The organism is Actinocorallia populi, from assembly GCF_002995495.1.
Classification (GTDB): domain Bacteria; phylum Actinomycetota; class Actinomycetes; order Streptosporangiales; family Streptosporangiaceae; genus Actinocorallia; species Actinocorallia populi.
The window spans coordinates 503,595-529,712 of record NZ_PVZV01000001.1; the positions used below are offsets into that span (position 1 = coordinate 503,595).

The window sequence follows — 26,118 nt, forward strand, 5'->3', positions numbered from 1 at the left end:
CCCCGGTCAGACGCTCCGCAGCGCCTCCGTCGGGGAGAGGCGGGCGGCCCGGACGGCGGGCAGCAGGCCGGCCAGGGCGCCGATGAGCAGAGCCGAGGCGATGCCCCCGGCCCAGGCCTCCACGGGGATGACGACGGCCCAGCCCCTGCTCCCGGCGTAGAGGGCCGTCGCCAGGGCGCCCGCGGCGACGCCCGCCGCTCCGCCGAGCAGGGCCAGCACGATCGCCTCGGCGAGGAACTGGGTGCGGATCTGGCCCCGGGTCGCGCCGAGGGCGCGGCGCAGGCCGATCTCGGAGCGGCGCTCCAGCACCGAGATGATCATGATGTTGGCGACGCCCACCGCGCCGACGATCAGCGCCACCGCGCCGAGCCCGAGGAACAGGCTGTTGAAGGCGCCCTCGGCGGCGGCCCGCGCGGTCAGCGCGTCCGACGGCTGGCTGACGTCGACCTCGTTGGCGGCCTCCGGGTTGGCCGTCTGCGCGAGCACCGCCTGCACGTCGGCGACCCTGCCGGTCTCCGCCCGTACGTACACCTTGCTCGGCGGTCCGGTCACCGCTTCCCCCCGCACCACGCTGGTGTGCTCGAGGAGCTCCTGCGCGGCCGGATACCCGACCAGGGCGCTGGCGTCGACCTCGCTCGCCAGCACGGACGGCTCCAAAATCCCCGCTACGTAGAACCAGCGGCCGCCCAGCCAGACCCGCTGGCCCGGGTGCACGCCGGTGATCCCCATCCGGGCGGCCGCGGTCGCGCCGAGCACGGTGACCGGCGCGCGCATCGTCGCCTCGTCGAGCCACCGGCCCTGCGCGATCCCGGTGGCGAGCACCTCCGGCAGGTTCAGGCTGGCGGCCTGCACCTTGAGCGCGTTGGTCTTCATCTCCGGGACCAGTGGGCTGCGGTAGACCTTGGCGTCCTCGACGATCCCGGTGTGCGCGACCGCCTCGACGCCCCCGAGCCGCCCGAGGCGGTCCGGGGCCTGCCTGGGCAGCTGCGCCACGGCGCCGCTGAAGGACTGCCCGTTGGACGCCGTCAGCAGGTTGGTGCCCAGCCGGTCGATCTCGGCGAGCAGGCCCGCCTGCGAGGAGGACGACAGGCCGAGCACCGCGACGATCGCCGCGACGCCGATCGCGATGCCCAGACCCGACAGGGCCGCCCGCAACTTGCGCGACCGGATGCCGATGCCCGCCAGCCGGAGCTGGTCGGCCGCGCGCAGCCGGGGCGGGGCGGTCGTGTCCGTGCCGTTCACGGCCTCCCCTCCCCGGCGGGCGAGGCGCTGTCGGAGACGATCCCGCCGTCGAGCACGTCCACCCGGCGGGGCAGCCGCGCCGCCAGCTCGCCGTCATGGGTGATGACGATGATCGTCGCGCCGCCCTCGTGCAGCTCGTGGAGCAGCTCCACGATGGACGCCCCCGTCGCGCTGTCGAGATTGCCGGTCGGTTCGTCCGCCAGCACGATCGCCGGCCTGCCGACGAGGGCGCGGGCGATCGCCACCCGCTGCCGCTCGCCGCCGGACATCCTGCCCGGCCTGAACCCCGCGCGGTGGGAGAGCCCGACGCGGTCGAGCGCCTCGCGTGCCCGTTCGCGCCGCTCCTTCGCCGCGACGCCCGCGTACAGCAGCCCGTCGGCGACGTTCTCCAGCGCGGTCGAGTAGGCGGCCAGGAAGAACTGCTGGAAGACGAAACCGATGTTCCGCGCCCGCAGCGCCGCCAGCCGCCGGTCGTCGAGCCCGGCGATGTCGACGCCGCCGACCCGGACGGTCCCGGCGCTGGGCCGGTCCAGGGTCCCCATGACGTGCAGGAGCGTCGTCTTCCCCGAGCCGGACGGCCCCGCGATCGCGACCAGCTCGCCCTTCCGCACGGTCAGGTCCACCCCGCGCAGCGCGGAGACCGGCGGTCGCGACCCGTACAGTTTGGTGACGCCCGCCAGCTCCAGGACGGCATCCGCTTCCCTCGGCGCGCTCATGAGGCCGGCACCACCACTCGGTCTCCGGGCGCGAGACCGCCTTCGACCTGCACGACGCCGCCCGCGTCGTCGAAGAGCCCCAGGGTCACCGGCACCATCTCCTTCGCCCCGGACGGGCCGACCCGCTCGACCGCGTACCCGTTCCCCGCGACGCCGACGATCGCGGTCACCGGAACGGTCAGCGCGTCCTCGACGCCGTCCACGGTGATCTCCACCTGGACGGGCGCCTCGTCGAGGCCTCCGGCGTCCTCGGGTTCGTCGAGCTCGATGTGGACGGGGAGTTCCGCGTTCGACGCGCCGGACTGCGAGGTCTGCTCGTCCTCGTTCCCGGCGGTCGACCGGGCGACGGCGCCGATCCGGGTGACCTTCCCCTTCGTCGTCTTGTTACTGGGAAGGGTGATCTGCACCTTGTCCCCGACCTCGACACCCGTCTGCTGGGACGCGCTCAGCGCGACCGTCACCTGGCGTCCCGTCCCGGTGGCCTCCAGCACGGGCGCGTCGGGCACGGCGGCCGTCCCGGCCTTGACGAGGGTGCCGCTCACCCGCAGCGGGCCGGGCAGCGCGACCACGTCGCCCACCTCCAGGACCCCGGTCACCTCGGCGCCAACGTCGTCCTGGAACTCCTCCAGCGCCAGCTCGGTCCGGTAGCCGAAGTAGTTCGCATCCTCGTCGATCTCCCCCTCGTCGGCATAACCGAGCTCCAGGAGCCCGTTGTTGAGCTGGCGGACGTCCCAGCCGTAGTCGCCCTGCGAGAGCGACCGGTAGAAGGGCCGGTTCGCGCACAACAACGCCACCGGGTCGTCATCGACCGTGTAGAGGCGCTTCCCGCACCTGATGACGTCACCGGCGCTCGGCAGCCGCGTGTACGAACCGGCGGCCTTGTTGATCGCGGTGTGCGGCGATCCGTCCGGACGCGCCTTGTAGGTCAACGTCCCGTGGGTGTTGACCTGCGCGGACAGCGGGCCCCTGCGGACCTCCGCCGTCGCCGTGTCCGCCCCTACGGCGGAGGCGACGGGTTCCTCACCGCCGAACGACCCGCCGTTCAACGCGGCGGCGCCCACCGCGACGGCCGCGGCGACCACGAGGCCGCCGCCCAGGAACCGCCACCGGGGCCTGCGGCGCCGGCGCGGCGCCCTTTCCTCCTCGCGGGCGGCGGCAGCCGTTTCCTCACCGGTCGCCGGGATGTGCGTGTCCATCTCAGATCACCGTTCTCTCGGAGGTCATCGGGCTTCCGTCAGCTCCCGCCGCCCGGCATGCGGGCCTTGCACGCCTCCTCGGCCTGCTTGAACGCCGGGGATTCCGGGTCGAAACCCATGTCCGGGCTGATCCGGATCCGGCCGCCGTCAGGGTCGGGGAAGTTCGGGACGCCGTTCTCCCGCATGCAGGAGACGTACTTGAGCATCTGCTCCTGCATCTTGGGATCGCCGCCGTCCGGGCCCGTACCGCCCGGCGCCAGGTCCTGGCACTTCTTCTGGGCGGCATCGAACGCGCTGCCCTCCATGGCGCCGCCCTCACCGGGACCGCGCTTGATCGTGAACCGTCCGTCCACCGGGTCGGGGAAGTCGGGGACGCCGTTCTCGCGCATGCACTGGGCGTACTTGACGCCCTGGTCCTCGCCCTGCGAGGTGCCGCCGTCACCCGCGTTCCGCGGGGCGGCCCGGTCGGCGCCGTCATCGCCGCAACCGCTGAGCACGAGCCCCAGGAACAGGGCCATGGCCGGCAGGAGGCGGGAGGTCTTCAGGATCGGCATCACGTGGTCTCCTTGATCGGAATCGCTCCGTGGAGGTTTCTACGCGGCGGCCGGTCACAGGCCGGTCCGCCCGGCCATGACCCCGCTGTGACCGGGGGCTGTGACCGCGCTGCGACCGCCTCTCGGGCAGTCTGTCGGGGAGGAGAGCGGCGAAGGGCGGGGCGATGCGGGTCCTGGTGGTCGAGGACCAGGTGGAACTGGCCGACTCGGTGGCGCGGGTGCTGCGCCGCGAGGGCATGGCCGTGGACGTGGCGTACGACGGCGCGGACGCGCTGGAACGGGCGGTCACCGTCGACTACGACGTGGTCGTCCTGGACCGCGACCTGCCGGGCATCCACGGCGACGACGTCTGCCGCTCGCTCGTCGGGCGGGCGTCCGGGACGCGGGTGCTGATGCTCACCGCCTCCGCCACGATCGGCGACCGGGTCGAGGGCCTCAACCTGGGCGCGGACGACTACCTGCCCAAGCCCTTCGCCTACGCGGAGCTGATCGCCCGGATCCGCGCGGTCGGCCGCCGCCCGCCCGTCGCGACCCCGCCCGTCCTGACGCACGGCGACCTGGCGCTCGACCCGGCCAGGCGGGTGGTGTTCCGGGGCGGGGTGCGGCTGGCGCTCAGCCCGAAGGAGTTCTCCCTGCTGGAGTACCTGCTGGCGGCGCGGGGCCGGGCGGTGCCGGCCGAGGAGCTGCTCGAACGGGTCTGGGACGAGGCGGCCGACCCGTTCACCACGACCGTCAAGTCGACCGTCAACCGGCTGCGGCAGAAACTCGGCGAACCCGCGCTCATCGAGACCGTCCCCCGCGGCGGCTACCGGATCTGAGGCATCATGCGCGTCTCCGTCCGCACCCGGCTCACCCTGCTCCACGCGGTGCTGTTCACCGTCTCGGGCGCGGTCCTGCTCGGCATCCTCTACCTGCTGGTGCTCCGCTCCCGCCGACCCTTCAGAATCCTCCTCAACAGGCCGCCGGCCGAGCTGGAACCGTTCCCGACGCTGCCCTCCCTGCCGTCGATCGCCGCGCAGCAGGCCGAGCACGACGCGCAGCGCCAGGAGGAGCTGACGCAGCTGCTCACCCAGTCCGGGATCGCGCTGGCGATCACGGCGGTGCTCTCGCTCGTGCTGAGCTGGGTGCTCGCGGGACGCATCCTGCGCCCGCTGCGCGCCATGACCGCGACCGTCCAGCGGATCTCGGCCCGCAACCTGCACGAGCGGCTCGCCGCCGACGGCCCCGCCGACGAGCTGAAGGACCTGTCCGACACGATCGACGGGCTGCTCGTCCGGCTGGAGGCCGCGCTGGACGCGCACAAGCGTTTCGTCGCCAACGCCGCGCACGAGCTGCGCACCCCGCTCACCCTCGAACACGCCCTGATCGAGGAGACGCTGCTGGACCGGGAGGCCGGCGTCCCCGAGTTCCGCGCGTCGTTCGAACGCGTCCTGGAGATCTGCCGCCAGCAGGGCAGACTGCTGGAATCGCTGCTCACCCTGACCACCGGCGAACGCGGCCTCGACCGCAAGGAACCCGTCGATCTCGCCGACCGCGCCGAACGCGCCCTGCTCCCGGCCCGTCTGGAGGCCGAGCGGCGCGGCCTGCGCCTGGACGCCCGGCTCGCCGCCGCACCGGTCTCCGGCGATCCCGAACTGGTCGAGCGGCTCGTCGCCAACCTCCTGGACAACGCCGTCGCCTACAACGTCCCCGACGGCCGGGTGCGGATCACGACCGGGACCAGGGACGGCAGGGCGCTCGTGACCGTCGTCAACACCGGCGCCCCCGTGCCCCCCGACCGCGTCGGCCTGCTCTTCGAACCCTTCCAGCGCCTCGACCGCGCCCGCGGCCGGGACGGCCACCACGGCCTCGGCCTGTCGATCGTCCGCGCCATCGCCGCCGCCCACGACGCGACCGCCGCCGCGCGGGCCCGCCCGGACGGCGGCCTGTCCGTGGAGGTCTCCTTCCCGGCGACCCCTCCCGCGAGCCGACCGTCCTGGTCGGCCTGACCACCCTGGTCGACCTGACCGGTTGGCACGTCCGGCACGTCCGGTGCGCCGGGCACGTTCGGTGTGCGTCCGGGCTCAGACGAGGCGGTCGACCAGAGAGTGCATCTGGTCGCGGAAGTACCGGCGGGTGTCGGGGTCGTCCGCGCGCCGCTGCTCTCCGGCCCGGTCCGGCAGCCCGCCGTGCACGAAACCGCGCGCCGACCACATGAGCAGCCAGCCGAGGAACCGGAGGTCGAGGTCCAGCCGCACGCCCTCCCACGCCTGGGCGGTCAGCACCGTCAGCAGCGGAGGCACGAACTCCTCCTCGGGAAAGGTGAGGTCCACCGCGTCCTTGAGCGCCCGCTGCTCCCACAGCCCCGGGACCTCCGGGTGGCTGAAGACGAAGTCGAGAAAGGCGTCCACAAGGTGATGCAGCCCCGCCACGTCGTGCGGAGTCTCCTTCATCGCCTCCTGCAGGTGGGCCAGATCCCTGTCGGAGAACCGGGCGATCACGGCGCGGTAGATCTTCTCCTTCCCCTCCCGCATCAGGGAGGACTCCTGGCTTCCCCGCCCCACGGCGGCGGCGATCAGCTCGAGGTCCGTCCCGTCGTATCCCAGCTCCGCGAACAGCCTCCCCGCCGTCTCCAGAACCCGCTCGTCCATTTCCTTCGTCCAAGGGTCCACAGCACCCCTCCGCTCTTCACCCCTTCAACACCGCCCCGGCGCCCGTTTCCTCCGGCGCGAAATCAAAAGAACGCCCCATTTGAGTCATGTCCCGGTACGGGCCGAATCCCGCTACCGCCCACCCGCACGCCGGAAAAGAATCGGTGGGCCGGTCTCCCGCGCCCTCCTCTCCGCCTGAACAGGTGCCGGAAAAATGGACTTGAGTCTCCAGTGAGGGGAGAGCCCAGGGTGGAGGACATGGACGGCGAGCACCTGTACACGATCGGAGAGCTGGCCCGGCGGACCGGGCTGACGGTCAAGACGATCCGGTTCTACTCCGACAGCGGTGTGGTGCCGCCGGCCGACCGCAGTCCCGCCGGCTACCGGCTCTACGGCCTGGACGCCCTGGCGCGCCTGGACCTGGTGCGGACGCTGCGCGAACTCGGGTTCGACCTGGCGACGGTCCGGCGGGTGCTGGACCGCCGGGTCTCGGTACCCGAGATCGCCGCGGCGCACGCCGAGGCCCTGGACGTGCAGATCCGCACGTTGCGCACGCGCAGGGCGGTGCTGAGGACGGTGGCCCGACGCGGGTCCGACCCCGAGGAGATGAAACTGATGCACAGACTGGCCCGGTTGTCCGCCGAGGAACGCGAGCGGATCATCCACGAGTTCGTCGACGAGGCCTTCGCGGACCTCGACGCCAACCCCGAGTTCGTGGCGATGCTGCGCTCGGCCGTGCCGGAACTGCCCGACGACCCCGCCCCCGAGCAGGTCGAGGCCTGGGTGGAGCTGGCCGAACTCGTCCAGGACCCCGGCTTCCGCGCCTCCGTCCGGCGCATGGCCGAACACCAGGCCGCCGCCCGCGCCGAAGGCGACCGGACCGGCCTCCACCACGAGCTCACCGAGCAGATCCGCGAACGCGTCACATCCGCCCGCGCCTCCGGCATCGACCCCGCCTCCGCCGCGGCCCGCGCTCCCCTCGCCGAGATCATCGCCCTCTACGGCGCCACCTTCGGCAAGCCCGACTCCCCCGAGTACCGCGCCGACCTCCTGACCCGCGTGGAAACCGCCAACGACCCCCGTACCGAGCGCTACTTCCAGCTCCTCGCCACCATCAACGGCCGCCCCCCGGTCCCCACCCTGGTCCCCGTCTTCGACTGGCTCGTCCAAGCCCTCCGCCACCACCCCGCCCCGTAACCCCGGAGCGGCGGAATCCCACCCCGAAGCGTCCCGAAACCGTAGAACCGACCCCGCCGCCCTCCGGAGTCGCGGAGCCCGCGAAGCATCCCGGAGCGGCGGGGCCTCCACCTCGTAGCCGTGGAGCGCCTCGGAGCGGCAGAGCCGCTGCTTCGCGGCATTCCCGGAGCGGTAGAGCCTTCGTGCCGCGGTGCCGCGGTGCCGCGGAACCGTGGAGGCTCTGCTTCGCCGCTCCTTTTCGTCACGGGCGGGTGCTCGGACGGCGGGTGGTGCCGGCCGGTCAGGCGGGGAGGTCGGAGGGGGCGGAGAGGCGGCCGGTGACGGCGGTGGCGGCGGCCACCTGGGGGGAGACGAGGTGGGTGCGGGCGCCTTTGCCCTGGCGGCCTTCGAAGTTGCGGTTGGAGGTGGAGGCGCTGCGGTGGCCGGCGGGGAGCTTGTCGGGATTCATGCCCTGGCACATGGAGCAGCCGGGGTGGCGCCACTCGGCGCCCGCGGCGGTGAAGACGCGGTCCAGGCCCTCCTGTTCGGCCTGGAGCTTGATCTTGACGGAGCCGGGGACGACCAGCATGCGGACGTGGTCGGCGACGCGGCGGCCGCGCAGGAGGGCGGCGGCGGCGCGGAGGTCCTCGATGCGGCCGTTGGTGCAGGAGCCGAGGAAGACCGTGTCGATCCGGATGTCCTTCAGAGGGGTGCCGGGGGCCAGGTCCATGTAGGCGAGCGCCTTCTCGGCGGCGTCGCGTTCGGCCGGGTCGGAGAGGTCCGCCGGGTCGGGGACGTTCGCGTGGAGGGGGACGCCCTGGGCGGGATTGGTGCCCCATGTCGCGAACGGGGTCAGGGAGGCGGCGTCGATGACGACCTCCCGGTCGAAGACGGCGTCGCCGTCGGTGCGCAACGTCTTCCAGTACGCCAGTGCCTCGTCCCACGCGGCGCCTTCGGGAGCGTGCGGGCGTCCCCGGAGGTAGGCGAAGGTCGTCTCGTCGGGGGCGATCATCCCGGCACGTGCGCCCGCTTCGACGGACATGTTGCAGACCGTCATGCGGCCTTCCATCGACAGGGTGCGGATCGCCTCGCCGCGGTACTCGATGACGTGGCCCTGGCCGCCGCCGGTGCCGATCTCGGCGATGACCGCCAGGATGACGTCCTTGGCCGTGACGCCCGGTCCGAGCTCACCCTCGACCGTCACGGACATCGTCCTGAAGGGCGTTCCGGAGAGCGTCTGGGTGGCCAGGACGTGCTGGACCTCGCTGGTCCCGATGCCGAAGGCCAGCGCGCCGAACGCGCCGAGGGTGGCGGTGTGCGAGTCGCCGCAGACGATCGCCATGCCGGGCTGGACCAGGCCGAGCTGCGGCGCCATGACGTGCACGATGCCCTGGTCGGGATCCTTCAGCGAGTGGATGCGGATCCCTGACCCGGCGCAGTTGGCGCGGAGCGTCTCCAGCTGGACGCGGGAGAGCGGGTCGGCGATGACGTCGACGTCGTCGGTGGGGACGTTGTGGTCCTCCGTCGCGATCGTCAGGTCGGGCCGCCGCACGGGCAGGCCCGCCGTGCGCAGCCCTTCGAAGGCCTGCGGGCTGCTCACCTCGTGCAGGAGATGGAGGTCGATGTAGACCAGGTCGGGTCGTCCCGCGGCGCGGTGGACGACGTGCCGTTCCCAGATCTTGTGTGCGAGGGTCTGGCCCACGGGCTTCCTCCTGCCGAGGTGTCTCATGGAATGAGACGCCGGTCCCGGATCGCGGCCATCTTACGAGAAAAGTCTGATCTTTGATAGAGAGGCTTCGACCCCGCTTGCCCTCCTTGAAGGACGAGCGGGGATCGAAGCCTCTGATCAATGGATGGCAGGGGCGAACTGGGCGTGGTGCAGCGCGGCGTAGGCACCATTGCGGGCGAGAAGCTCCGCGTGGGAGCCCTGCTCGACGACACGGCCGGAGTCCAGGACGAGGATGAGGTCGGCTTCCCGGATCGTGGACAGCCGGTGCGCGATGACGAAGCTGGTGCGGCCCCGGCGCAGCTCGTTCATCGCCCGCTGGACGAGCAGCTCGGTGCGGGTGTCGACGGAGCTGGTCGCCTCGTCGAGGATGAGGATCTGCGGGTCGGCCAGGAAGGCGCGGGCGATCGTGATCAGCTGCCGCTCCCCCGAGCTGACCCCGGACGCCTCGTCGTCCAGCACGGTGTCGTACCCGTCGGCGAGGGTCGCGGCGAAGCGGTCGACGTGCGCGGCGCGGGCGGCCCGCTCGATCTGCTCCCGTGTCGCGTCCTCCTTCCCGTAGGCGATGTTCTCGGCGATCGTGCCCTGGAAGAGCCAGGCGTCCTGCAGCACCATCCCGGTGGCCGAGCGCAGCTCCCGCCGCGGCATCCCCGCCACGTCGGCCCCGTCCAGCGTGATGCGTCCGGCGTCCGGCTCGTAGAACCGCATCAGCAGGTTGACCAGGGTCGTCTTCCCCGCCCCCGTCGGCCCGACGATCGCCACGGTCCGCCCCGGCTCGGCCACCAGCGACACGTTCTCCAGCAGCGGCCTGCCCGGCTCGTAACCGAACGAGACGCCCTGGAACTCCACCCTGCCCCGCACCTTTGCGGACCGGCCCGACCCCTCGGGATCGGGGGACTGCTCCGGTTCGTCGAGGAGGGTGAAGACGCGTTCGGCGGAGGCCAGGCCGGACTGGAGGAGGTTGACCAGGCCGGCCACCTGGCTCACGCCCTGGGTGGCCTGCTGGGAGTACTGGATGAAGGCCTGGACGTCGCCGAGCGTCAGCGAGCCGGACGCCACGCGGTAGGCGCCGACGACCGCGATCAGCAGGAATCCGACGTTGCCCAGCAGCATCGTCGCCGGGCGGGCCAGGCCCGAGACGAACTGCGCCTTGAAGGACGCCTGGTAGAGGCCCTCGTTGTACTCGGCGAAGCGCCGGGCCGCCTCCTCGCTCCGGCCGGACAGGCGGACGACCGCGTGCCCGGTGAACACCTCCTCCACATGTCCGTTGAGCTTGCCCGTCGTCCCCCACTGTTCCAGGAACCGGGGCTTGGCGCGCCGGGCCATCCACCGGGCTGTGGACAACGACACCGGGATCGCCACGAGGGTGATGACGCTCAGCAGGGGCGAGATCCAGAACATCATCGCCAGCACGCCGACCAGGGTCAGCACCGAGTTGAGCATCTGGCCGAGGGTCTGGGAGAGCGTCTGGGAGAGGTTGTCGATGTCGTTGGTGACGCGGCTGAGCAGGTCTCCGCGCGGCTGCTCGTCGAAGTAGCCCAGCGGAAGGCGGGGGAGTTTGGCCTGCGCCTGGTCGCGCAACCGGTACATCGAGCGCTGCACCAGCCTGCTCAGCACCCGCCCCTGGACCAGCAGGAAGAAGGACGACACCAGGTAGAGGGCCACAAGCCAGAACAGCACGTCGCGGATGCCCGCGAAATCCATCGAACGGCCGCCGGTCACCCCGTCGTAGATGAGGTCGGTGGCCTGGCCCAGGACCTTCGGAGCCGCCACCGCGCATACGACGCCGGCCAGGGTGGAGAGCACGGCCAGTGTGATCAGTCTGCTCTCGGGGCGCAGCAGCTCCAGCAAACGGCGGCCGGTACGCGCCGCATCGCGGGACTTCTCGGCGGGCGCGTTCAGGAAAGCCGCCGGACCGCGGAAGACGGGCTCCTTGTCGGTCATGCCGCCTCGCTCTCGGTCAGCTGGGACAGGACGATCTCGCGGTAAGTGGAATTGCCGGCCATCAACTCGTGATGGGTGCCCGTACCGACGACCGTGCCGCGGTCCAGAACGACGATCCGGTCGGCGTGACGGATCGTGTTGACGCGCTGCGCGACGATCAGGATCGTCGCACCGGACGTGTACTCGGGTAGAGCCGCACGCAATGCGGCGTCCGTGGCGTAGTCGAGTGCGGAGAAGGAGTCGTCGAAGAGGTAGACGTCGGGCCGGGCGACGAGCGTGCGCGCAATCGCCAGCCGCTGTCTCTGCCCTCCGGAGAAGTTTCCCCCACCCTGGCTGACGGGTGCGCTCAGCTTTTCGGGGAGTTCTTCCACGAATTCTCGGGCTTGGGCGACCTCCAGTGCCTGCCAGAGTTCGTCGTCGGTCGCGTCCGGATGTCCGTAACGCAGGTTGGAGGCGATGGTCCCGGAGAACAGGAAGGGCTTCTGCAGGATGTAGCCGACTGTTCTGGAGAGCAAAGATGGGTCGAGTTCCCTGACGTCGACGCCGCCGACGAGCACGTTGCCGGCCGTCGCATCGAACAGCCTCGGGATGAGGTCGAGCAGGGTCGTCTTACCGCTTCCCGTGCTGCCCACGATCGCGATGACCTCGCCCGGCTCGGCCACCAGATCGATGTCGTGCAGGACCGGCTGTTCCGCTCCGGGATAGCCGAAACCCACTCCACGCAGCTCCACACGTCCCCGTACCGGGAGCTTCCGAACGGGCCGGACGGGCGGTACGACGCTCGAGGAGGTGTCGAGCACCTCGCGGATGCGCTGTGCGGAGACCTCCGCACGCGGCATCGTCAGCACCATGAAGGCCGCGAACATCACCGCCATCAAGATCATCATCAGGTAGGAGAGGAAGGCCATCAGCGAGCCGACGCCCATCTCCCCGGCGTCCACCCGGCGGGCGCCGAACCAGAGCACTCCTACGCTGAAGAGGTTCGCGATCAGCATGAGCAGGGGGAACATCATCGCGATGAGGAAACCGACGCGTGTAGAGACGCCGCGCAGCCGCCGGTTGGTGCGGCGGAACCGCGCCCGTTCCACGTCCTCCTTCACGAACGCTCGGACGACCCGTACGCCGGTGATCTGTTCACGCAGGATTCGGTTGATGACGTCGAGGTACTCCTGCATCCGGCCGTAGAGCGGTCGCATGCGCCGCAGGACCACCGCGAAGACGGCGGCCATCGCGGGCAGGGCGAGCAGCAGCACCAGGGTCAGCGACACGTTCTCGCGCAGCGCCATGACGATGCCGCCCACGCCCATGATGGGCGCGGTGACGAGCATGGTGAACGTCAGCAGCGCCACCATCTGCACCTGCTGGACGTCGTTCGTCACCCGGGTGATGAGCGACGGCGTGCCGAACCGTCCCACTTCCCGTCCCGAGAACGACTGGACCTTCGCGAAAAGGTCGGCGCGCAGGTCCCGTCCGACGGCCATCGCGGCGCGGGAGGCGTAGTAGGTGGCTCCGATGGAGCCGACGGCACCCGCCAGGGTCACCGCCAGCATCACCAGGCCGAGTTCGAGGATCCTTCCGGTGTCCCCGGCGACCACGCCTTCGTCGACGATGTCGGCGTTGAGGGCGGGCAGGAAGAGCATGCCGAGGACGGTCAATATTTGCAGCAGCAGGATCAGGACGAGATCGCGCCGGTAGGGGCGCAGGTGCTCGCGGAGCAACCGGACCAGCATCGGTCTCCCCTCCCGTCAGCTGCCGTAGGGGGTGCGTCGCTTGGCCTCGCGCAGGGCGTCCGCCCACCAGACGAGCTGGTCCAGCATCGTCTTCGCGGCCTGGTTGCAGCCGTCGGGGCTGGTGGGGAAGCTCCCGTCCTCGCCGACGTGGCCCCACACGTTGTGAAAGCTCACGTTGTCCCGGACGGAGACCATGTGCAGTTCGGCGAAGATCTGCCGGAGCTGCTCGACGGCGCGCAGCCCGCCGGACATGCCGCCGTAGGAGACGAAGCCGACGGGCTTGGCCTGCCATTCCTGGTGGAAGGAGTCGATGGCCGACTTCAGGGGAGCGGGGAAGCTGTGGTTGTACTCGGGCGTCACGACCACGAACGCGTCCGCGTCCGCGAAGCGCGGCCTCGCGGCGGCGACGGCGGGTGCCCTGCCGTCCAGCGCCTCCGGCAGCTTCAGCTCCGCCACGTCCAGGACGTCCACCTTCACGTCCCCGCGCGCTTCGGCCTGCTCGACGAACCACCGCGCGACCCTCGGGGACATCCGCCCCTCGCGGTTGCTTCCCAGCAGGACGGCGAGCTTGATCGGTCCGGTCATCGTTCTTCTCCCATCGGTGAAAGTGCGATCACCGGCAGGTTAGAAGTTGAAGTTCACTTGAAGTCAAAGTTCTTGCGGCAATGCGGATCGCGCAACGGAGCGCTTGACCTCAACTGAACTTCACCTTCCACGATGGGCTTCGACGAGAGGAGATCACGATGATCCTGATCACCGGAGCCACGGGGAACGTCGGCCGGCATGTGGCCGCCCACCTGAAGGACATGAAGCCCCGCCGGCTGTCCCGCTCGGCGAGCGGTCCCGGAGCCGTCGCCGGAGAACTGACCGACCTGGCGCTGATGGAGAAGGCGCTGGACGGCGTGGACCGCGTCTTCCTGCTGTGGCCCCTGGCACCCCCCTCCCTGGCCGAACCGCTGGTGGAGCTGCTGTCCCGGCGGGTGAGGCGTGTCGTCTTCCTGTCCACCCTGACCGTCGGGCTGGGCCTGGACGACGACATCACCCGCACCCACGCCGAGCTGGAGCGGATGATCGACGCGTCCGGTCTGGAGCGCACGTTCATCCGGGCGGGCGGGTTCGCCACCAACCTGCTGTGGGAGGCCGACGCCGTCAGGTCGGGCACCGTCCGCAAACCCTTCGGCGCGGCAGGCCGCTCCCTCGTGCACGAACACGACCTGGGGGCGGTCGCGGCCCGAGCCCTGCGCGACGACGCCTACGCCGGTGCCGAACTGGTCGTCACAGGGCCGGAGGTCGTGACGCAGCGGCGGCAGATCGAGCTCATCGCGGAGGCCACCGGGCGTCCGGTCCGCTGGGAGGAGCTCTCCCGGGAGGCGGCCCTCGCCCAGATGATCGGCGAAGGCTGGGATTCGGCCATGGCGGAGAACCTGCTGAACTACCACGGCTCACTGGTCGAAGCGCCTGAGCCTGTCACCTCCACGGTCGAGGAGGTGACAGGAGTACCGGCGCTCTCCTTCCGGCAGTGGGCACGGGACCACGCGGACGCCTTCCGGTGATCCGTCTCAGCGCCATCTGGAGAGGAGGGCGTCGATCTGCTCCGGGAGAGGTGCGCTCTCCAGGCGGTTGTCCAGTTCGAAATGGGGGACCGGAGGCGGGACGTCCGGCTGCATGCGCTTGATGAAGGCGTCGAAGGCCGCGAGTTTTCCCGTGTCCCGCGCGAGGTTCCTCGACGCAAGGCGGGTGCGCAGGGTCGTCGCGTCCGTGCGGATCCAGATGAGCCGCACGGGTGCGCCGCCCAGCTCCTCCTGCCAGGTCTTCCACCTTCGCGGGTCGCGGATCTGGCCGGTGAAGGGGCCGCTGAGCAGCACAGGGCAGCCGTGGGAACGAATTTCGCGGGCGGTGGCCGTCAGCCCCGCGTACTCGTGGCTCTTGATGTTCTCGTCGTACCAGGGGCCTTCGCGCTCCCCCGGATCGCGTGACGCGGCGGCGAGCGTCGCCGCGACGAAGTGGCCGTACAGCGTGTCCTTGTCCAGGAGGGCCGGCACCGGGCGGAGACGCTCCAGGAGCAGTGAGCAGGTCGTCGTCTTGCCGCTTCCTGGCGGGCCGGCCACGATCCAGACGGGTGCCGAGTCGTTCATCAGGCCACGTTATGACGACGAAGGGCCCGGCTTCCGCCGGGCCCTTCGGTGCCGTATCAGGTGTGGACGGACTGCTTCAGGGCGCCGCCCGCCACCCACTTCTTCCACGGGATCTGGAAGTAACCCCAGCCGTTGTTCCAGTCCAGCTTCCGCTTCGTGCCCGTGATGATGACCTTGTCACCGCGGTACGACCAGTTCATGAACCACTTCGCGTCCTTGCCGGGGGAGCGGACGCAGCCGTGGCTGCAGTTGCGGCGGCCGAGGCAGGACGGGTCGGACATGTTCTGGTGGATGTACTCGCCGCTGGCACTGATGCGCGTCGCCCACGGGATCATCTCGTCGTAGTAGCCGGGGTCGCCCTTCTTCTTGCCCGGAGAGATCATCCGCTCCAGCTTGCTGTGCGCCATCACCAGGTGCACCCCGCTGGTGGTGATGAGGACGTCCACACCGTTCTTCCGCTCGCCGCCGGAGCCCAGGCTCACCGGCCAGGAGCGCACCAGCTTGCCGTTCCGGTAGGCCCTGGCGCGGTACTTCTTCGAGTTGATCTTCACGACGTGCGAGTCGCCGACCCGGAACGACATGCTGCCGTTCTTCATGCCGACGACCTTGTTGCCGGCCTTGACGCCCTTCAGCTCGGCCCGGACGGTCACCGTCTGGTTCGGCTTCCACTCCGTCTTCGGCCGGAAGATCGCCAGTGACGTCCCGCGCGAGCTCGTCGTCCAGAACCAGGCGCCCTCGGTCGGCTTGGTCGACTCCACGACCAGCGCCTGCTCCACCGCCTTCTTGTTGCGGATCTTCTGGTTGAACCGCAACATGATCGGCATCCCGGTGCCGACCTTCTCGCCCCGCCTCGGGGTGATGTCGTCGATGGAGAGCCTCCGGGCCTTCGCCCGCTCCGCCCCTTCGTCCGCCACCGGTGCGGCGGCCGCCCCGCCGGCCAGTCCCGTCACCAACATCAAAGAGCACAACCCGAGCAGGGCGACGCCACGCATGTTCTCTTCTCCAGGGGTTTCGCGCGCCGGAAGTATGCCCCCATACCCCGACAATCACTAACGAGCAGATCAAAAACACTACTCGCCACCAGCCCCGATACTCGTGGAGGTCCCCCCAGAATCCATCAGATCCTCACCCACCTGACTCACAACCGTGACACCGAAGACGGAACTTCTGCGGCCGGCCCGCGAGCGCACCGCCGCGGCCTCCCGGGGAACGGAGACCGCGGCGGGCGCCGCCCGCGGCCCGGCGCGGGCCTGCGCCGGGAGCCCGGGAGCGCCTACTCGCCGGTGACCCCGTCGATGCACTCGCGCAGCAGGTCGGCGTGGCCGTTGTGCCGGGCGTACTCCTCGATCATGTGCGTGAGGACATAACGCAGGGAGAAGACGCGACCCGTCCGGTGCACGCCGGTGACGTCGAGGGACTCCGCGGACGCCAGGATCGCCCTGGAGCTCGCGCACTCCTCCCGCCAGACGGCGAACGCCTCCTCCACGTCGGCGTCCTCGACGCCGAAACCCGAGACCCGCGGCGACCCCGTCCCCCACCGCAACCGCACCCCGTCCCCCGCGATCACGTTCCGGAACCATCCGCGCTCGACCTCGGCCAGGTGCCGCACCAGCCCCAGCAGCGACAACTCCGAGGGCGGGACGGCCTTCCGCCTGAGCTGCTCGCCCGTCAGCCCCGCGCACTTCAACGCCAGCGTGTCCCGCTGGAACTCCAGGAACCCGGCCAGCGTCGCCAGCTCGTCCGCCGCCCGAGGCCGCTCGGTACGTTGCTCAACATCCATGGACAGATCATCACAATTCTCCACGAATCTGCCCACTCGTTTGCGGGAGAGCCGCCTGGCGCCATCCGGCCACCTCCCCGCCTCCTTCCGCGACGCGCGGTCGGCGTCGGACCTCACCGCGCCCGCCCGCATCGCCGGCGATCACGCCTCTGAGCTGCCCTTTCCTCACACGGACCGTGTTCTGTCAGACCCGCTGGGTAGCGTCGGGGCATGGTGATCGACGGAGAACGGCTCCGCAGCGCGGTCGGCGCGCACGTCGCGGCCGGGACGGTGCCCGGGGCCGTGCTGGCCGTCGCCGCGGGCGGCCGGACGTACGCCGCGGCCGTGGGGGAGATGCGCGGTGACGCGGTGGTGCGCCTCTCGTCCATGACCAAACCGCTGATGGCCGCGCTGACCCTGATGCTCGCCGAGGACGGCCTGCTGTCGACCGGGGACGGGATCGAGCGCTGGATCCCGGAACTGGCGGACCGGCGCGTCCTGCGGCGCCCGGACGGGGCGCTCGACGACACCGTGCCCGCCGAACGCCCGATCACCGTGGACGACCTGCTCACGATGCGGATGGGACTCGGCCTGCACTTCGACGGGCCGTGCCCCGTCCTGGAGGAGGCGTCGGCCCTCGGCGTCGGCGTCGGGCCGCCGGACCCGGCGTGCCCGCTCACCCCCGATGAGTGGATCGCACGTTTCGCCCGGCTGCCGCTGATGTACCAGCCCGGCACGGAATGGACCTACGACCTGGCCTTCGGCGTCCTGGGCGTCCTGCTCGCCCGCGCCGCACGGCGACCGCTGGACGTCCTGCTCCACGACCGCCTCCTGCGCCCCCTCGGCATGACCGACACCGGCTTCACCGTCCCCGAGCACGCCCGGGACCGCCTGGTCCCCTGCCTCACCCCCGACGAACGGGGCGGGCTCGTCACGTTCGACGGGACGGACGGCAGCCGGTGGAACACTCCGCCCGCCTTCCCCGACGCGCGCGGCGGCCTGGTCTCCACCGCCTCCGACTACCTGCGCTTCGCCCGGATGCTGCTCGACGACGGCAGGGCCGCCGACGGCACGCGCCTGCTCTCACCGGCGTCCATCACGGCCATGACCACCGACCACCTCGATCCCCCGCCCCGCTCCGCCACCGCCCGGGCACTCCTCCAGGGCAGCGGCTGGGGCCACGGCGTGGAGGTCGTCACCCCCCGCCACGGCACCGGCGCCCGCACCCGCCGTTACGGCTGGGGCGGCGGCCTGGGCACCGTCTGGTACTCCTTCCCCGAGCGTGATGCCGCCGCCGTCCTGCTCACCCAGTGCATCCCCCCGCCCGGCCCCCTGATCGACGCCTTCCTGTCCGCCCTGTACCGCGCGCTCGACGCCTGACCCCCTGGGAGACAAGCCCATGGAATACAAGCTGGAACTCGTCCTCGTCCCCGTCACGGACGTCGACCGCACCAAGGCCTTCTACGCCGAGAAGCTCGGCTTCGACGTCGACCTGGACGTCGAGAGGGGCGAGGACTTCCGCGTGGTCCAGTTCACCCCGCCGGGCTCGTCCTGCTCCCTGTCGATCGGCAGGGGCATCACCCAGGCCGCCCCCGGCTCCGTCCAGGGGCTCCACCTCGTCGTCACCGACATCGAGGCCGCCCACGCCGACCTCACCTCCCGCGGCGCACCCGTCAGCGAGATCTTCCACTTCGGGCAGGACGGACGCACCCCCGGCCCCGCCCCCGACCGCGCCGACTACGGTTCCTTCCTGTCCATCGACGATCCCGACGGCAACACCTTCCTCGTCCAGGAAGTGGGCCACAAGCCCCGGTGACCGGAGCGGAAGAAAGCCGAGAATTTCGCCTCCGGCGCCATTCGGCACTGCGGACCGGACGTCCCTCGCCCTCATTCGACTCGGCGAGGGGCGAGCACGGTGATTCCGGAGGAACCGCCCGGCGAAAGGGGCCGAAGGCGCGGTCCGGAATGCCCTGCGAGGTGGGAGTCCAGGGGTGCCGACCCTGAAAGTGACGGAGCCCACAAAAGGCTGGGAGCCCCCGCGGAAAGCAATTTAGGGCAGCCTTGCCTTACTGATGAACGGTCTTCTGAATTCTTCCGGAAAGGGGAATGGGGAGCGCGGACGGAATGTTGTCATCACTGATGGACGACGGCCTCGGGGGAACACCGGCTCCCGTCGTCGGCCGCCCGTCCATATGACATCGAGAACCGTTATCGCGCATTCCGGCGCCTCGACGCGGAGGCGCCACCGGACGAACGCGTCCGGGGCTTCACGAAGGAGACCCGCAGTCATCATGAGGGAGTCTGCCGCACTCAAGGACCGTCCCGACACGACCGAGACCACCCCCCGGCCCGGCCTCCGTACAGACGACCCGGAACTCTACGCAGACGGCTTCCAGTACCGCGCGGACGGTCCGGAGTCCCGTACCGGCGACGCGGAGCCGCGCACGGGCGGCCTCGAGCGCAAGCTCAACGCCCTGCGCGCGGGCGTCCTGGGGGCGAACGACGGCATCGTGTCCACCGCGGCCGTCGTCGTCGGCGTCGCCGGGGCCACCTCCTCCAGTCAGCCGATCCTCCTGGCCGGGCTCGCGGCCTCGATCGGCGGCGCCGTGTCGATGGCGCTCGGCGAGTACGTCTCCGTGCACAGCCAGCGGGACAGCCAGCGCCACCTCATCGAGGAGGAGCGCCGCGCCCTGGCCGCCGACCCCGACACCGAGCTGCGGGCCCTGGTCCGCTCCTACGAGCACCGCGGCCTCTCCTCGGCGACCGCCCGCCAGGTGGCACGGGAGCTGTACGCGCACGACCCGCTGGAGGCCCAGCTGCGCGAGCGGCACAACCTCGACCCGGACGACGTCACCAGCCCCTGGCACGCCGCGATCGCCTCGTTCGTCGCCTTCGCGATCGGCGCCCTCCTGCCGCTCCTGGCGATCCTCCTGCCCGCGCCCCACCTGCGCGTCCCGATCGCCTTCGCCGCCACCCTCACCGGCCTGGCCCTGGCCGGCTCGCTGGCCGCCCTGATCGGCGGCGGCTCCTGGCTGCGCGCGGCGTTCCGCGTGACCGCGGGCGGCGCCCTGGCCCTGGCCGCCACCTACCTCACCGGCGCCCTCCTGGGCACCACCGGCATCGTGTGACGGCGCGTCCCGTCGCCCGGCGGAACGCGCACGTTTCCAGCAGGTGCGGGACGTCGGGGCGGCGGATGGGCGCAGCGGGACGGAATGCCGTTCGGTGTGGGCGTTAGCGCCCCGTTCCCGTGGGGAGGATCAGCGCATGGAGCAACAATTCACCCCTGGAACGGTCGAGTTGATCGACGGAGCGCGGCGGCATGCGGTGGGGGATCTGCTGCGCCGGACGGCGTTGCGGTATCCGGAGAAGACGGCGATCGTCGCGGGCGGGCGGCGGGTGGGGTTCGCCGAGTTCGATCTGGCGGTGACGCGGTGCGCCAACGCGCTGGCCGCGCGCGGGCTGGGCAAGGGCGACCGGCTGGCGTTGCTGAGCCACAACTCGTGGCAGTTCGCCGTGCTGGTCTTCGCCACGGCGCGGCTGGGCGTCGTGCTGGTGCCGGTCAACTTCATGCTCGGCGCGGAGGAGGTCGCGTTCATCCTCTCCCACTCCGGGGCGAGCGGGATCGTCGCCGAGGACGCGCTCGTCCCCACGGCGGACGAGGCGGTCGCCCTCGCCGGGCTCTCCGGCGGGGTGCGCGGCCGGATCGTCCTGTCGGGCGCCGCCGTGTCCGGGGACTGGGAGGACGTCGACTCCTGGATCGACGCCGGGGACGAGACGCCGGTCGACGTCCTGGTCGCCGACGACGACCCGCTGCGGCTGATGTACACCTCCGGCACGGAGTCGCGGCCCAAGGGCGTGCTGCTGTCCAGCCGGTCGCTGATCAGCCAGTACGTCTCCTGCGCGATCGACGGCGGGATGAGCGCCGACGACGTCGAGGTCCACGCGCTGCCGATGTACCACTGCGCGCAGCTGGACTGCTTCTTCTCCGTCGACGTCCACCTGGGCGCCACCAGCGTCATCCTGCCCTCCCCCGACCCGGCCGCGCTGCTGGCCGCCGTCGAGGCCGAGAAGGCCACCAAGCTGTTCTGCCCGCCGACGGTGTGGATCTCGCTGCTGCGCCACCCCGACTTCGGCACCCGTGACCTGTCGAGCCTGCGCAAGGGCTACTACGGCGCCTCCCCGATGCCCGTCGAGATCCTGCGCGAGCTGCGGGAGCGGCTGCCCGGCGTGCGCCTGTGGAACTTCTACGGGCAGACCGAGATGTCCCCGCTGGCCACCATCCTGCAGCCGCACGAGCAGCTCCCGCACGCCGGCTCGGCCGGCCGCGCCGCGCTCAACGTGGAGACCCGCGTCGTCGACGACGAGGACCGCCCGCTGCCGCCCGGCGAGGTGGGGGAGATCGTGCACCGCAGCCCCCACGCGTCCCTGGGCTACTACAACGACGAGGCCAAGACCGCCGAGGCCTTCCGCAACGGCTGGTTCCACTCCGGCGACCTGGGCGTGATCGACGCCGACGGCTACCTGACCGTCGTCGACCGCAAGAAGGACATGATCAAGACCGGTGGCGAGAACGTCGCCTCCCGCGAGGTCGAAGAGGCCCTCTACCGCCTCGAAGGCGTCGCCGAGGTGGCGGTCTTCGGCATCGGCCACCCCCGCTGGATCGAAGCCGTCACCGCCGTCATCGTCCCCAAATCCGGCACCGGCCTCACCGCCGAGGCCGTCCACGCCCACGCCCGCGAGGTCCTCGCCTCCTACAAACGCCCCAAGTACGTCGTCCTCGCCGAAGCCCTCCCCAAGAACCCGAGCGGCAAGATCCTCAAAAAGGACCTCCGGATCCAGCACGCGAAACTGGCCTCGGAAGACGCCTGACGACGGCTCCCCCACCGCTCCCGCGGGCGCGGGTCAGGTGGCGTGAGCCTCGGTGAACCGTTCGACGGCCTCCCAGAGTTCGTGTTCGCGCCGCGGGTCGTAGGACTCCTCCGACGACCTGACCACGGCACCGCGGTCGACGTAGGACCCGCTCGGTGCCTTGGTCGTGCCGAGGACGACGTCGGCGAGGTACCGGCCCGCGGCGCTGCGGCTGGTCGCGAAGGGCGTGAGGGTCAGCAGCGGCATGACGTAGCGCATCGCGAACCGGGCGACGGGGCCCGAGTCGCGGGCGAGGCCGGTGCCCGGAACGAACGCCGGGTTGTAGGCGACGGCGTCGACGCCCTCCGGCAGGCGGCGCGCGTACTCGTGCACGAGGTGGATGGCGGCCAGCTTGCTCGTCGAGTACGCGGTGAGCCCGGCGGCCGCGGTGTCCGGCTCGGGAAAGGCGCCTGGACGTGCGAGGGTCTCCGGGGACTGCCAGAGAGGGCCGGGCACCATGCCCAGGTTGTGCTTGAAGTCGCCGAAATGCGTGTCGCTGACGGTGATCGTGATCTGTGCGGGAGCGGCGAAACGGTCCTGGAGCAGGCGGACGAACAGGTGGTTGGCGAGCACGTTGACCGTGAAGGTCGCCTCGAACCCCTCGGGCCCCTCGGTGAGCGCGTTCGTGTACTGCACACCCGCGTTGCCCACGAAACCGCGCAGCGGCGGCAGGTCGCCCCGATCGAGGCGTTCCCGGATCTCGGCGGCGGCCGTCCGCACGCTCGCGAGCGAACCGAGATCCGCCGCGACGTACGAGACGCCCGTGCCGAGCTCACCCGACATCTGCGCGACGGCGGATTCCCGCGCGACGACGAGAAGCTGCACGTCCGGTGACCTGCGCAGGATGTGTTCCGCGGCGACGCGGCCTATCCCGCGACTCGCGCCCGTCATCACGATGGTGGAGCGCATGGCAGTTCCTCCAGTAATCGAGCGCCCGAAGCGGCGCACCACCACGTTCGCCGCTCCCGCCACCGCTAACCAGTGCCGTGTCCGTCCCTGGGATCAGCGATACCCAGGCTCATCCGGCTCCGGACGACGAGAATGGCACCATGGCCACTTCCCGTTCCGGTTTCGGCGCACTGCTACGTGCCTGGCGTGACCGTCTCTCCCCCGCTGACGCAGGTTTCACCGCGATGGCCGGCCGCCGCGCCCCGGGACTACGCCGCGAAGAGCTCGCGCAGTTGTCCGGGCTCTCCGTCGACTACGTCCTGCGGCTGGAGCAGGGCCGCGCGACGCACCCCTCGTCCCAGGTCGTCGGCGCTCTCGCCCGCGCCCTCCAACTCTCCCGAACCGAACGGGACCAGCTGTACCGAAGCGCCGGGCTGCTCCCTCCGCAGGACGGAACGGTCAGCACGCATGTGCCTCCTGGCGTTCAACGGCTCGCCGCCCGCCTCGGAGACTTCCCCATTGGGGTGTTCACCGCCGACTGGTCCCTCGTGTGGTGGAACTCCATGTGGAGCGCCCTGTACGGCGACCCGTCCGCCCTCCCCGCCGCCCGGAGGAACCTCGCCCGCGTCCTGTTCGGCAACGGAGCCCTGCTGCCCGTCCGCTCCGAACGCGGACAGGACGCCTTCGCGTCGTCGATCGTCGCCGACCTCAAGGAAGCCGTGTCCCGGTACCCCGCGGACACCCGGCTCACCCATCTCGTCCAGGACCTCCGGGAGACGTCCGGAGTCTTCGCCCACCTGTGGAACACGGAGACGGCGGCGGCCCAGCACGCCACCGACCGCAAGACGATCCGGCACCCGGAGATCGGCGACATCCTGCTCGACTGCGACGTCCTCATCGTCCCAGGAGTCGACCTCCGCATGGTCACCTACACGGCGGCCGCCGGAAGCAGCGACGCGGGGAAACTCGACCTCCTCCGCGTCACCGGCGCCACCCCGACGGCGAGCCCTGCGGCCCTGCCGTGATCGCGGCATGTCCGGTGCCGCCGTCTCGCCGAGGGCGTCAGCTTTCCTGCATGTAGTACCGGTACCAAGGGCCGTCCAGGTGCCAGAAGCGGAGGCTTTCGGCACCTTCTCCCAGTGGGGGAATGGTGGAGGCGCCGTCAGGGGCGTAGATGAATCCCTCGTGAGAGAAGATCCAGCCGGTTCCCGAGACCTGCATCAGCACCGCGGTGCCCTCCCGGACCGGTTCCTCGACGTGGTACGGCCCGACCCGTCCGGCCTTGCCGTTCTCGGCCATCCGCTGGAGATCATCACGAATGAGGACGAGCGTCGCCCGCTCCGGCAGGCTCGTGAAGACCAGCCCCACCGCGCCCGTGAGAAGCAACACGGGTACCGCCGTCCAAGCCGTCCGCCGCCTCCACCCGCAGGCCAGGACGACCGTCGCGGTTCCCGAGAACAGCACCCCCACCACCGCCAGCTGCATGATCCCGTTCATGAACGTCACGCTGCTGTAGAGCACCACCACGCTCGTGAACGCGGCCAGCACGGTCATTGCCAGAACCGTTCCTCGCATTTGGTTCTCCTTCCTCGGGAAGGCGAGCGCATCGAGCTCTCGTCCACTCCCTTATCCGCTCGAACCGTGGACGGAGTTCAGGGCGCCAGGTCCCTGATCCGCCCGCCGGGAAGCCCGCCCGGTAAAGCTTCCGAGCGGCACCTGACGGGGGCGGGAACGGCTCGTAGCCTGAAGGAGGAACGCCTCGAGAGCCGGAGTCGCGCATGTCCGATGCCAGGCCTGAACCCGTAGGAGTCCGCATCGCCCGAGCCCGGAAACAACGCGGGCTGACACAACACGGACTCGCCCAACGAACGGCTTACTCCCGTTCACACATCGCCCAGGTCGAAGCCGGCCACAAAGTCGCCACACCCGCGTTCATCGCAGCCACCGCCGGAGCACTCGGCGTCGACCCCGCCGACCTCTACGGACAGCCGTTCCATCTCCCCGACCGGGCCGAACGGGTCCACTCCGCCATCGCGGACCTCCGCAGGTCTCTGGTCACGGTCGAAGTCCCTCCGGAGTTGGCGGCTCCGCCCCGTCCGCTGAGCGAACTGCTCTCCGAGCTGGCCGCACTCCGACAGCTCCAGGAGCTCTCCCGGCATTCGCAGATCGGAACACGGCTGCCCGCCTTGCTGGAGGAACTCTCCTGGCACGCCCATGAAACCGGCGCGCCCAGTGCATGGAGGGCCGTGTTCCGCGCCTGCGAGGTCGGCGCAGATCTGTGCCGCAAGCTGGGCTACCACGACCTGGCCGTCAACAGCCTCGAAGCTTCCCGCGAAGCCGCACGTCACGTCCAGGATCCGAACCTGCCGCTGCTGATACCGATCCGGCGCTCTCTGCTCCTCAGCGCCATCGGACTTCCGCAACCGGCTCTGGCACTGCTGGGAAAGGCCATCCGAGCCATCGACCACAGCCGGAAAGACGCTCGTGAGGTGTTCGGCACCGCGCTGCTACGCAGTGCGGTCGTCGCCGCCAGAGCAGGCGACCGAACCGCATGGGACTACTACGGACAGGCGGCGGAGGTTCGAAGAGCCGCCCGAGACGAGTCCGGGACACACCATGGAGTGACCACGGGCTTCACCCCGGGAAACGTCGCGATCCACGGCGCCGCGGTGGCCATCGAACTGGGTGACCTCGACGAGGCCACCAGACGGGACCGGCAGATCACCGAACAGACGCTGGCCTCGCTGATCCCGGAGCGGCGCGCGCACCACGAAGTGGACATGGCACGCGTCCACGTGGAGACCGGCGCCTACGACAAGGCCATGAAACGTATCCTCCAAGCCGAACGCGCGGCCCCGCAGATGACCCGCTTCCATCCCTCGGCCCGCACCGTGGTCGCCCACCTCGTGGACGTTCGCCGCACCCTCCCCGAACCCCTCCGCGGCCTCAAGGCCCGCATGAACGTCTAAGCCGCCGATTGTTCCAACCGGGAACACCACGGACGGTCATCGCCGCGAACGTATGCGTCATGAGAACGCTCGACGAACTGCGGCAGGGCTGGCCGGACTGGAGTGTCTGGGTGACCGGCTCCACCTGGGTCGCCACCCGGCGCGTCCCCAGGCCCGAGGCCCCGCCGGACTTCTACTGCCCGCACGGAGAACCCTCGGCCACCCTCATCGAGGACGGCCCCGACGAACTGCGGGCCGCCCTGGAGGGGCAGGCGGCGGTCGAGGAGGCCATCGCGAACGCCCGCACCGTGGACCACGACCAGCGGCACCCTCTCGGCCCCGGCTGCCCCCTGGGGTGCCTGGGGCTGAAGGTGCAGACGGAACGGGCGCTGCTCGCGCACTGGGTCTTCGGAGGCCGCTACGTGCCCACGGTCGCCGACCTGGTGGCGCTGCGCGAGAGCGGCGACCTGGACCACGTGCCCGGCATCGGACGCGGCCGGCTCGTCGAGATCACGGCCAGGCTCAAGGAGCTCGCCCCGGACCGCCCATGACGCCCGCCGTCCGGT

26 protein-coding genes and 1 pseudogene are annotated in these 26,118 nt (G+C 70.9%); 12 read left to right on the plus strand and 15 right to left on the minus strand.

Annotation, left to right across the window (positions count from 1 at the left end):
• Positions 1–6: 6 nt before the first annotated feature.
• From C2865_RS02525 to C2865_RS02540, 4 genes are read right to left on the minus strand one after another with little or no spacing between them, the layout of a single operon-like run.
• Complete coding sequence (locus C2865_RS02525; RefSeq protein WP_232835304.1) at positions 7–1,242, minus strand: ABC transporter permease; 1,236 nt, start codon at positions 1,240–1,242, stop codon at positions 7–9.
• Positions 1,239–1,958, minus strand: a complete 720-nt coding sequence (locus C2865_RS02530; protein WP_106396631.1) for an ABC transporter ATP-binding protein — start codon at positions 1,956–1,958, stop codon at positions 1,239–1,241. Before C2865_RS02530 ends, C2865_RS02525 begins: the two co-directional genes overlap by 4 nt.
• Positions 1,955–3,154: a peptidoglycan-binding protein gene (locus tag C2865_RS02535; protein WP_106396632.1), complete on the minus strand. Its 1,200-nt coding sequence runs from the start codon at positions 3,152–3,154 to the stop codon at positions 1,955–1,957. The genes C2865_RS02530 and C2865_RS02535 overlap by 4 nt, the downstream gene beginning before the upstream one ends.
• A 38-nt stretch (positions 3,155–3,192) precedes the next feature.
• Positions 3,193–3,708 (minus strand): hypothetical protein, encoded by a 516-nt coding sequence (locus tag C2865_RS02540; protein ID WP_106396633.1) that lies wholly within the window; start codon positions 3,706–3,708, stop codon positions 3,193–3,195.
• Between the two features lie 164 nt (positions 3,709–3,872).
• Between C2865_RS02540 and C2865_RS02545 the strand changes: the two genes are divergently transcribed.
• Both C2865_RS02545 and C2865_RS02550 read left to right on the plus strand, forming a co-directional pair.
• A complete protein-coding gene (locus C2865_RS02545) occupies positions 3,873–4,526 on the plus strand; it encodes a response regulator transcription factor (RefSeq protein ID WP_106396634.1) in 654 nt (217 codons plus the stop codon).
• Positions 4,527–4,532: 6 nt separating this feature from the next.
• On the plus strand, positions 4,533–5,696 hold the full coding sequence (locus C2865_RS02550; RefSeq protein WP_106396635.1) for a sensor histidine kinase: 1,164 nt from the start codon (positions 4,533–4,535) through the stop codon (positions 5,694–5,696).
• A 75-nt stretch (positions 5,697–5,771) separates the two neighbouring features.
• Here the strand turns inward: C2865_RS02550 and C2865_RS02555 are convergent, their stop codons facing one another.
• Positions 5,772–6,338, minus strand: a complete 567-nt coding sequence (locus C2865_RS02555; protein WP_106396636.1) for a TetR/AcrR family transcriptional regulator — start codon at positions 6,336–6,338, stop codon at positions 5,772–5,774.
• Between the two features lie 258 nt (positions 6,339–6,596).
• Between C2865_RS02555 and C2865_RS02560 the strand changes: the two genes are divergently transcribed.
• Positions 6,597–7,535, plus strand: a complete 939-nt coding sequence (locus C2865_RS02560) for a MerR family transcriptional regulator (protein ID WP_106397445.1) — start codon at positions 6,597–6,599, stop codon at positions 7,533–7,535.
• A 280-nt stretch (positions 7,536–7,815) separates the two neighbouring features.
• On the opposite strand, the gene leuC is transcribed toward C2865_RS02560, so the two are convergent.
• From leuC to C2865_RS02580, 4 genes are all read right to left on the minus strand, one after another.
• Positions 7,816–9,216, minus strand: coding sequence for a 3-isopropylmalate dehydratase large subunit (gene leuC / locus C2865_RS02565; RefSeq protein WP_106396637.1), 1,401 nt, complete (start codon positions 9,214–9,216; stop codon positions 7,816–7,818).
• Positions 9,217–9,360: 144 nt separating this feature from the next.
• Complete coding sequence (locus tag C2865_RS02570; protein ID WP_106396638.1) at positions 9,361–11,184, minus strand: ABC transporter ATP-binding protein; 1,824 nt, start codon at positions 11,182–11,184, stop codon at positions 9,361–9,363.
• Complete coding sequence (locus C2865_RS02575; RefSeq protein WP_106396639.1) at positions 11,181–12,914, minus strand: ABC transporter ATP-binding protein; 1,734 nt, start codon at positions 12,912–12,914, stop codon at positions 11,181–11,183. The genes C2865_RS02570 and C2865_RS02575 overlap by 4 nt, the downstream gene beginning before the upstream one ends.
• Positions 12,915–12,929: 15 nt before the next feature.
• Positions 12,930–13,499 carry an NADPH-dependent FMN reductase gene (locus C2865_RS02580; RefSeq protein WP_106396640.1) on the minus strand — a complete coding sequence of 190 codons (570 nt, stop codon included), beginning with the start codon at positions 13,497–13,499 and terminating at the stop codon, positions 12,930–12,932.
• A gap of 158 nt (positions 13,500–13,657) precedes the next feature.
• Between C2865_RS02580 and C2865_RS02585 the strand changes: the two genes are divergently transcribed.
• Positions 13,658–14,467, plus strand: a complete 810-nt coding sequence (locus C2865_RS02585; RefSeq protein ID WP_106396641.1) for an NmrA family NAD(P)-binding protein — start codon at positions 13,658–13,660, stop codon at positions 14,465–14,467.
• Positions 14,468–14,473: 6 nt separating this feature from the next.
• On the opposite strand, the gene C2865_RS02590 is transcribed toward C2865_RS02585, so the two are convergent.
• The 3 genes from C2865_RS02590 to C2865_RS02600 form a co-directional block, all read right to left on the minus strand.
• Positions 14,474–15,049, minus strand: coding sequence for a P-loop nucleotide/nucleoside kinase family protein (locus C2865_RS02590; protein ID WP_106396642.1), 576 nt, complete (start codon positions 15,047–15,049; stop codon positions 14,474–14,476).
• Between the two features lie 56 nt (positions 15,050–15,105).
• Entirely contained in the window at positions 15,106–16,041 is a 936-nt protein-coding gene (locus C2865_RS02595; RefSeq protein ID WP_106396643.1) for a L,D-transpeptidase, read from the minus strand.
• Positions 16,042–16,322: 281 nt separating this feature from the next.
• On the minus strand, positions 16,323–16,829 hold the full coding sequence (locus C2865_RS02600) for a DinB family protein (protein WP_106397446.1): 507 nt from the start codon (positions 16,827–16,829) through the stop codon (positions 16,323–16,325).
• A gap of 210 nt (positions 16,830–17,039) precedes the next feature.
• Between C2865_RS02600 and C2865_RS02605 the strand changes: the two genes are divergently transcribed.
• The 4 genes from C2865_RS02605 (at position 17,040) to C2865_RS02620 (ending at position 21,677) form a co-directional block, all read left to right on the plus strand.
• On the plus strand, positions 17,040–18,188 hold the full coding sequence (locus tag C2865_RS02605; protein WP_106396644.1) for a serine hydrolase domain-containing protein: 1,149 nt from the start codon (positions 17,040–17,042) through the stop codon (positions 18,186–18,188).
• A 19-nt stretch (positions 18,189–18,207) separates the two neighbouring features.
• Positions 18,208–18,624: a VOC family protein gene (locus C2865_RS02610; protein WP_106396645.1), complete on the plus strand. Its 417-nt coding sequence runs from the start codon at positions 18,208–18,210 to the stop codon at positions 18,622–18,624.
• A 475-nt stretch (positions 18,625–19,099) separates the two neighbouring features.
• On the plus strand, positions 19,100–19,936 hold the full coding sequence (locus C2865_RS02615; RefSeq protein ID WP_106396646.1) for a VIT1/CCC1 transporter family protein: 837 nt from the start codon (positions 19,100–19,102) through the stop codon (positions 19,934–19,936).
• 136 nt (positions 19,937–20,072) lie between these two features.
• The gene (locus tag C2865_RS02620; RefSeq protein WP_106396647.1) at positions 20,073–21,677 is read left to right on the plus strand and encodes an acyl-CoA synthetase; all 1,605 of its coding nucleotides are present in this window, start codon (positions 20,073–20,075) and stop codon (positions 21,675–21,677) included.
• A 33-nt stretch (positions 21,678–21,710) separates the two neighbouring features.
• On the opposite strand, the gene C2865_RS02625 is transcribed toward C2865_RS02620, so the two are convergent.
• Positions 21,711–22,625 (minus strand): SDR family NAD(P)-dependent oxidoreductase, encoded by a 915-nt coding sequence (locus C2865_RS02625; protein WP_106396648.1) that lies wholly within the window; start codon positions 22,623–22,625, stop codon positions 21,711–21,713.
• A gap of 140 nt (positions 22,626–22,765) precedes the next feature.
• Between C2865_RS02625 and C2865_RS02630 the strand changes: the two genes are divergently transcribed.
• Positions 22,766–23,629 carry a helix-turn-helix transcriptional regulator gene (locus C2865_RS02630; protein ID WP_106396649.1) on the plus strand — a complete coding sequence of 288 codons (864 nt, stop codon included), beginning with the start codon at positions 22,766–22,768 and terminating at the stop codon, positions 23,627–23,629.
• Between the two features lie 37 nt (positions 23,630–23,666).
• Here C2865_RS02630 and C2865_RS02635 read toward each other — a convergent pair whose 3' ends face one another.
• Positions 23,667–24,158: a hypothetical protein gene (locus tag C2865_RS02635; protein WP_106396650.1), complete on the minus strand. Its 492-nt coding sequence runs from the start codon at positions 24,156–24,158 to the stop codon at positions 23,667–23,669.
• Between the two features lie 224 nt (positions 24,159–24,382).
• On the opposite strand from C2865_RS02635, the pseudogene C2865_RS40465 reads away from it, so the two are divergent.
• Positions 24,383–24,523: pseudogene (locus C2865_RS40465) on the plus strand (helix-turn-helix domain-containing protein); the annotation flags it as partial.
• Here C2865_RS40465 and C2865_RS40470 read toward each other — a convergent pair.
• Positions 24,488–24,763 carry a hypothetical protein gene (locus C2865_RS40470; protein WP_232835434.1) on the minus strand — a complete coding sequence of 92 codons (276 nt, stop codon included), beginning with the start codon at positions 24,761–24,763 and terminating at the stop codon, positions 24,488–24,490. The pseudogene C2865_RS40465 and the gene C2865_RS40470 sit on opposite strands and share 36 nt — an antisense overlap.
• A gap of 27 nt (positions 24,764–24,790) precedes the next feature.
• Here C2865_RS40470 and C2865_RS02640 point away from each other — a divergent pair, with 27 nt between their 5' ends.
• Positions 24,791–25,573 carry a hypothetical protein gene (locus C2865_RS02640; protein WP_232835435.1) on the plus strand — a complete coding sequence of 261 codons (783 nt, stop codon included), beginning with the start codon at positions 24,791–24,793 and terminating at the stop codon, positions 25,571–25,573.
• 59 nt (positions 25,574–25,632) lie between these two features.
• Complete coding sequence (locus C2865_RS02645; RefSeq protein ID WP_106396652.1) at positions 25,633–26,103, plus strand: hypothetical protein; 471 nt, start codon at positions 25,633–25,635, stop codon at positions 26,101–26,103.
• Positions 26,104–26,118 lie beyond the last annotated feature (15 nt).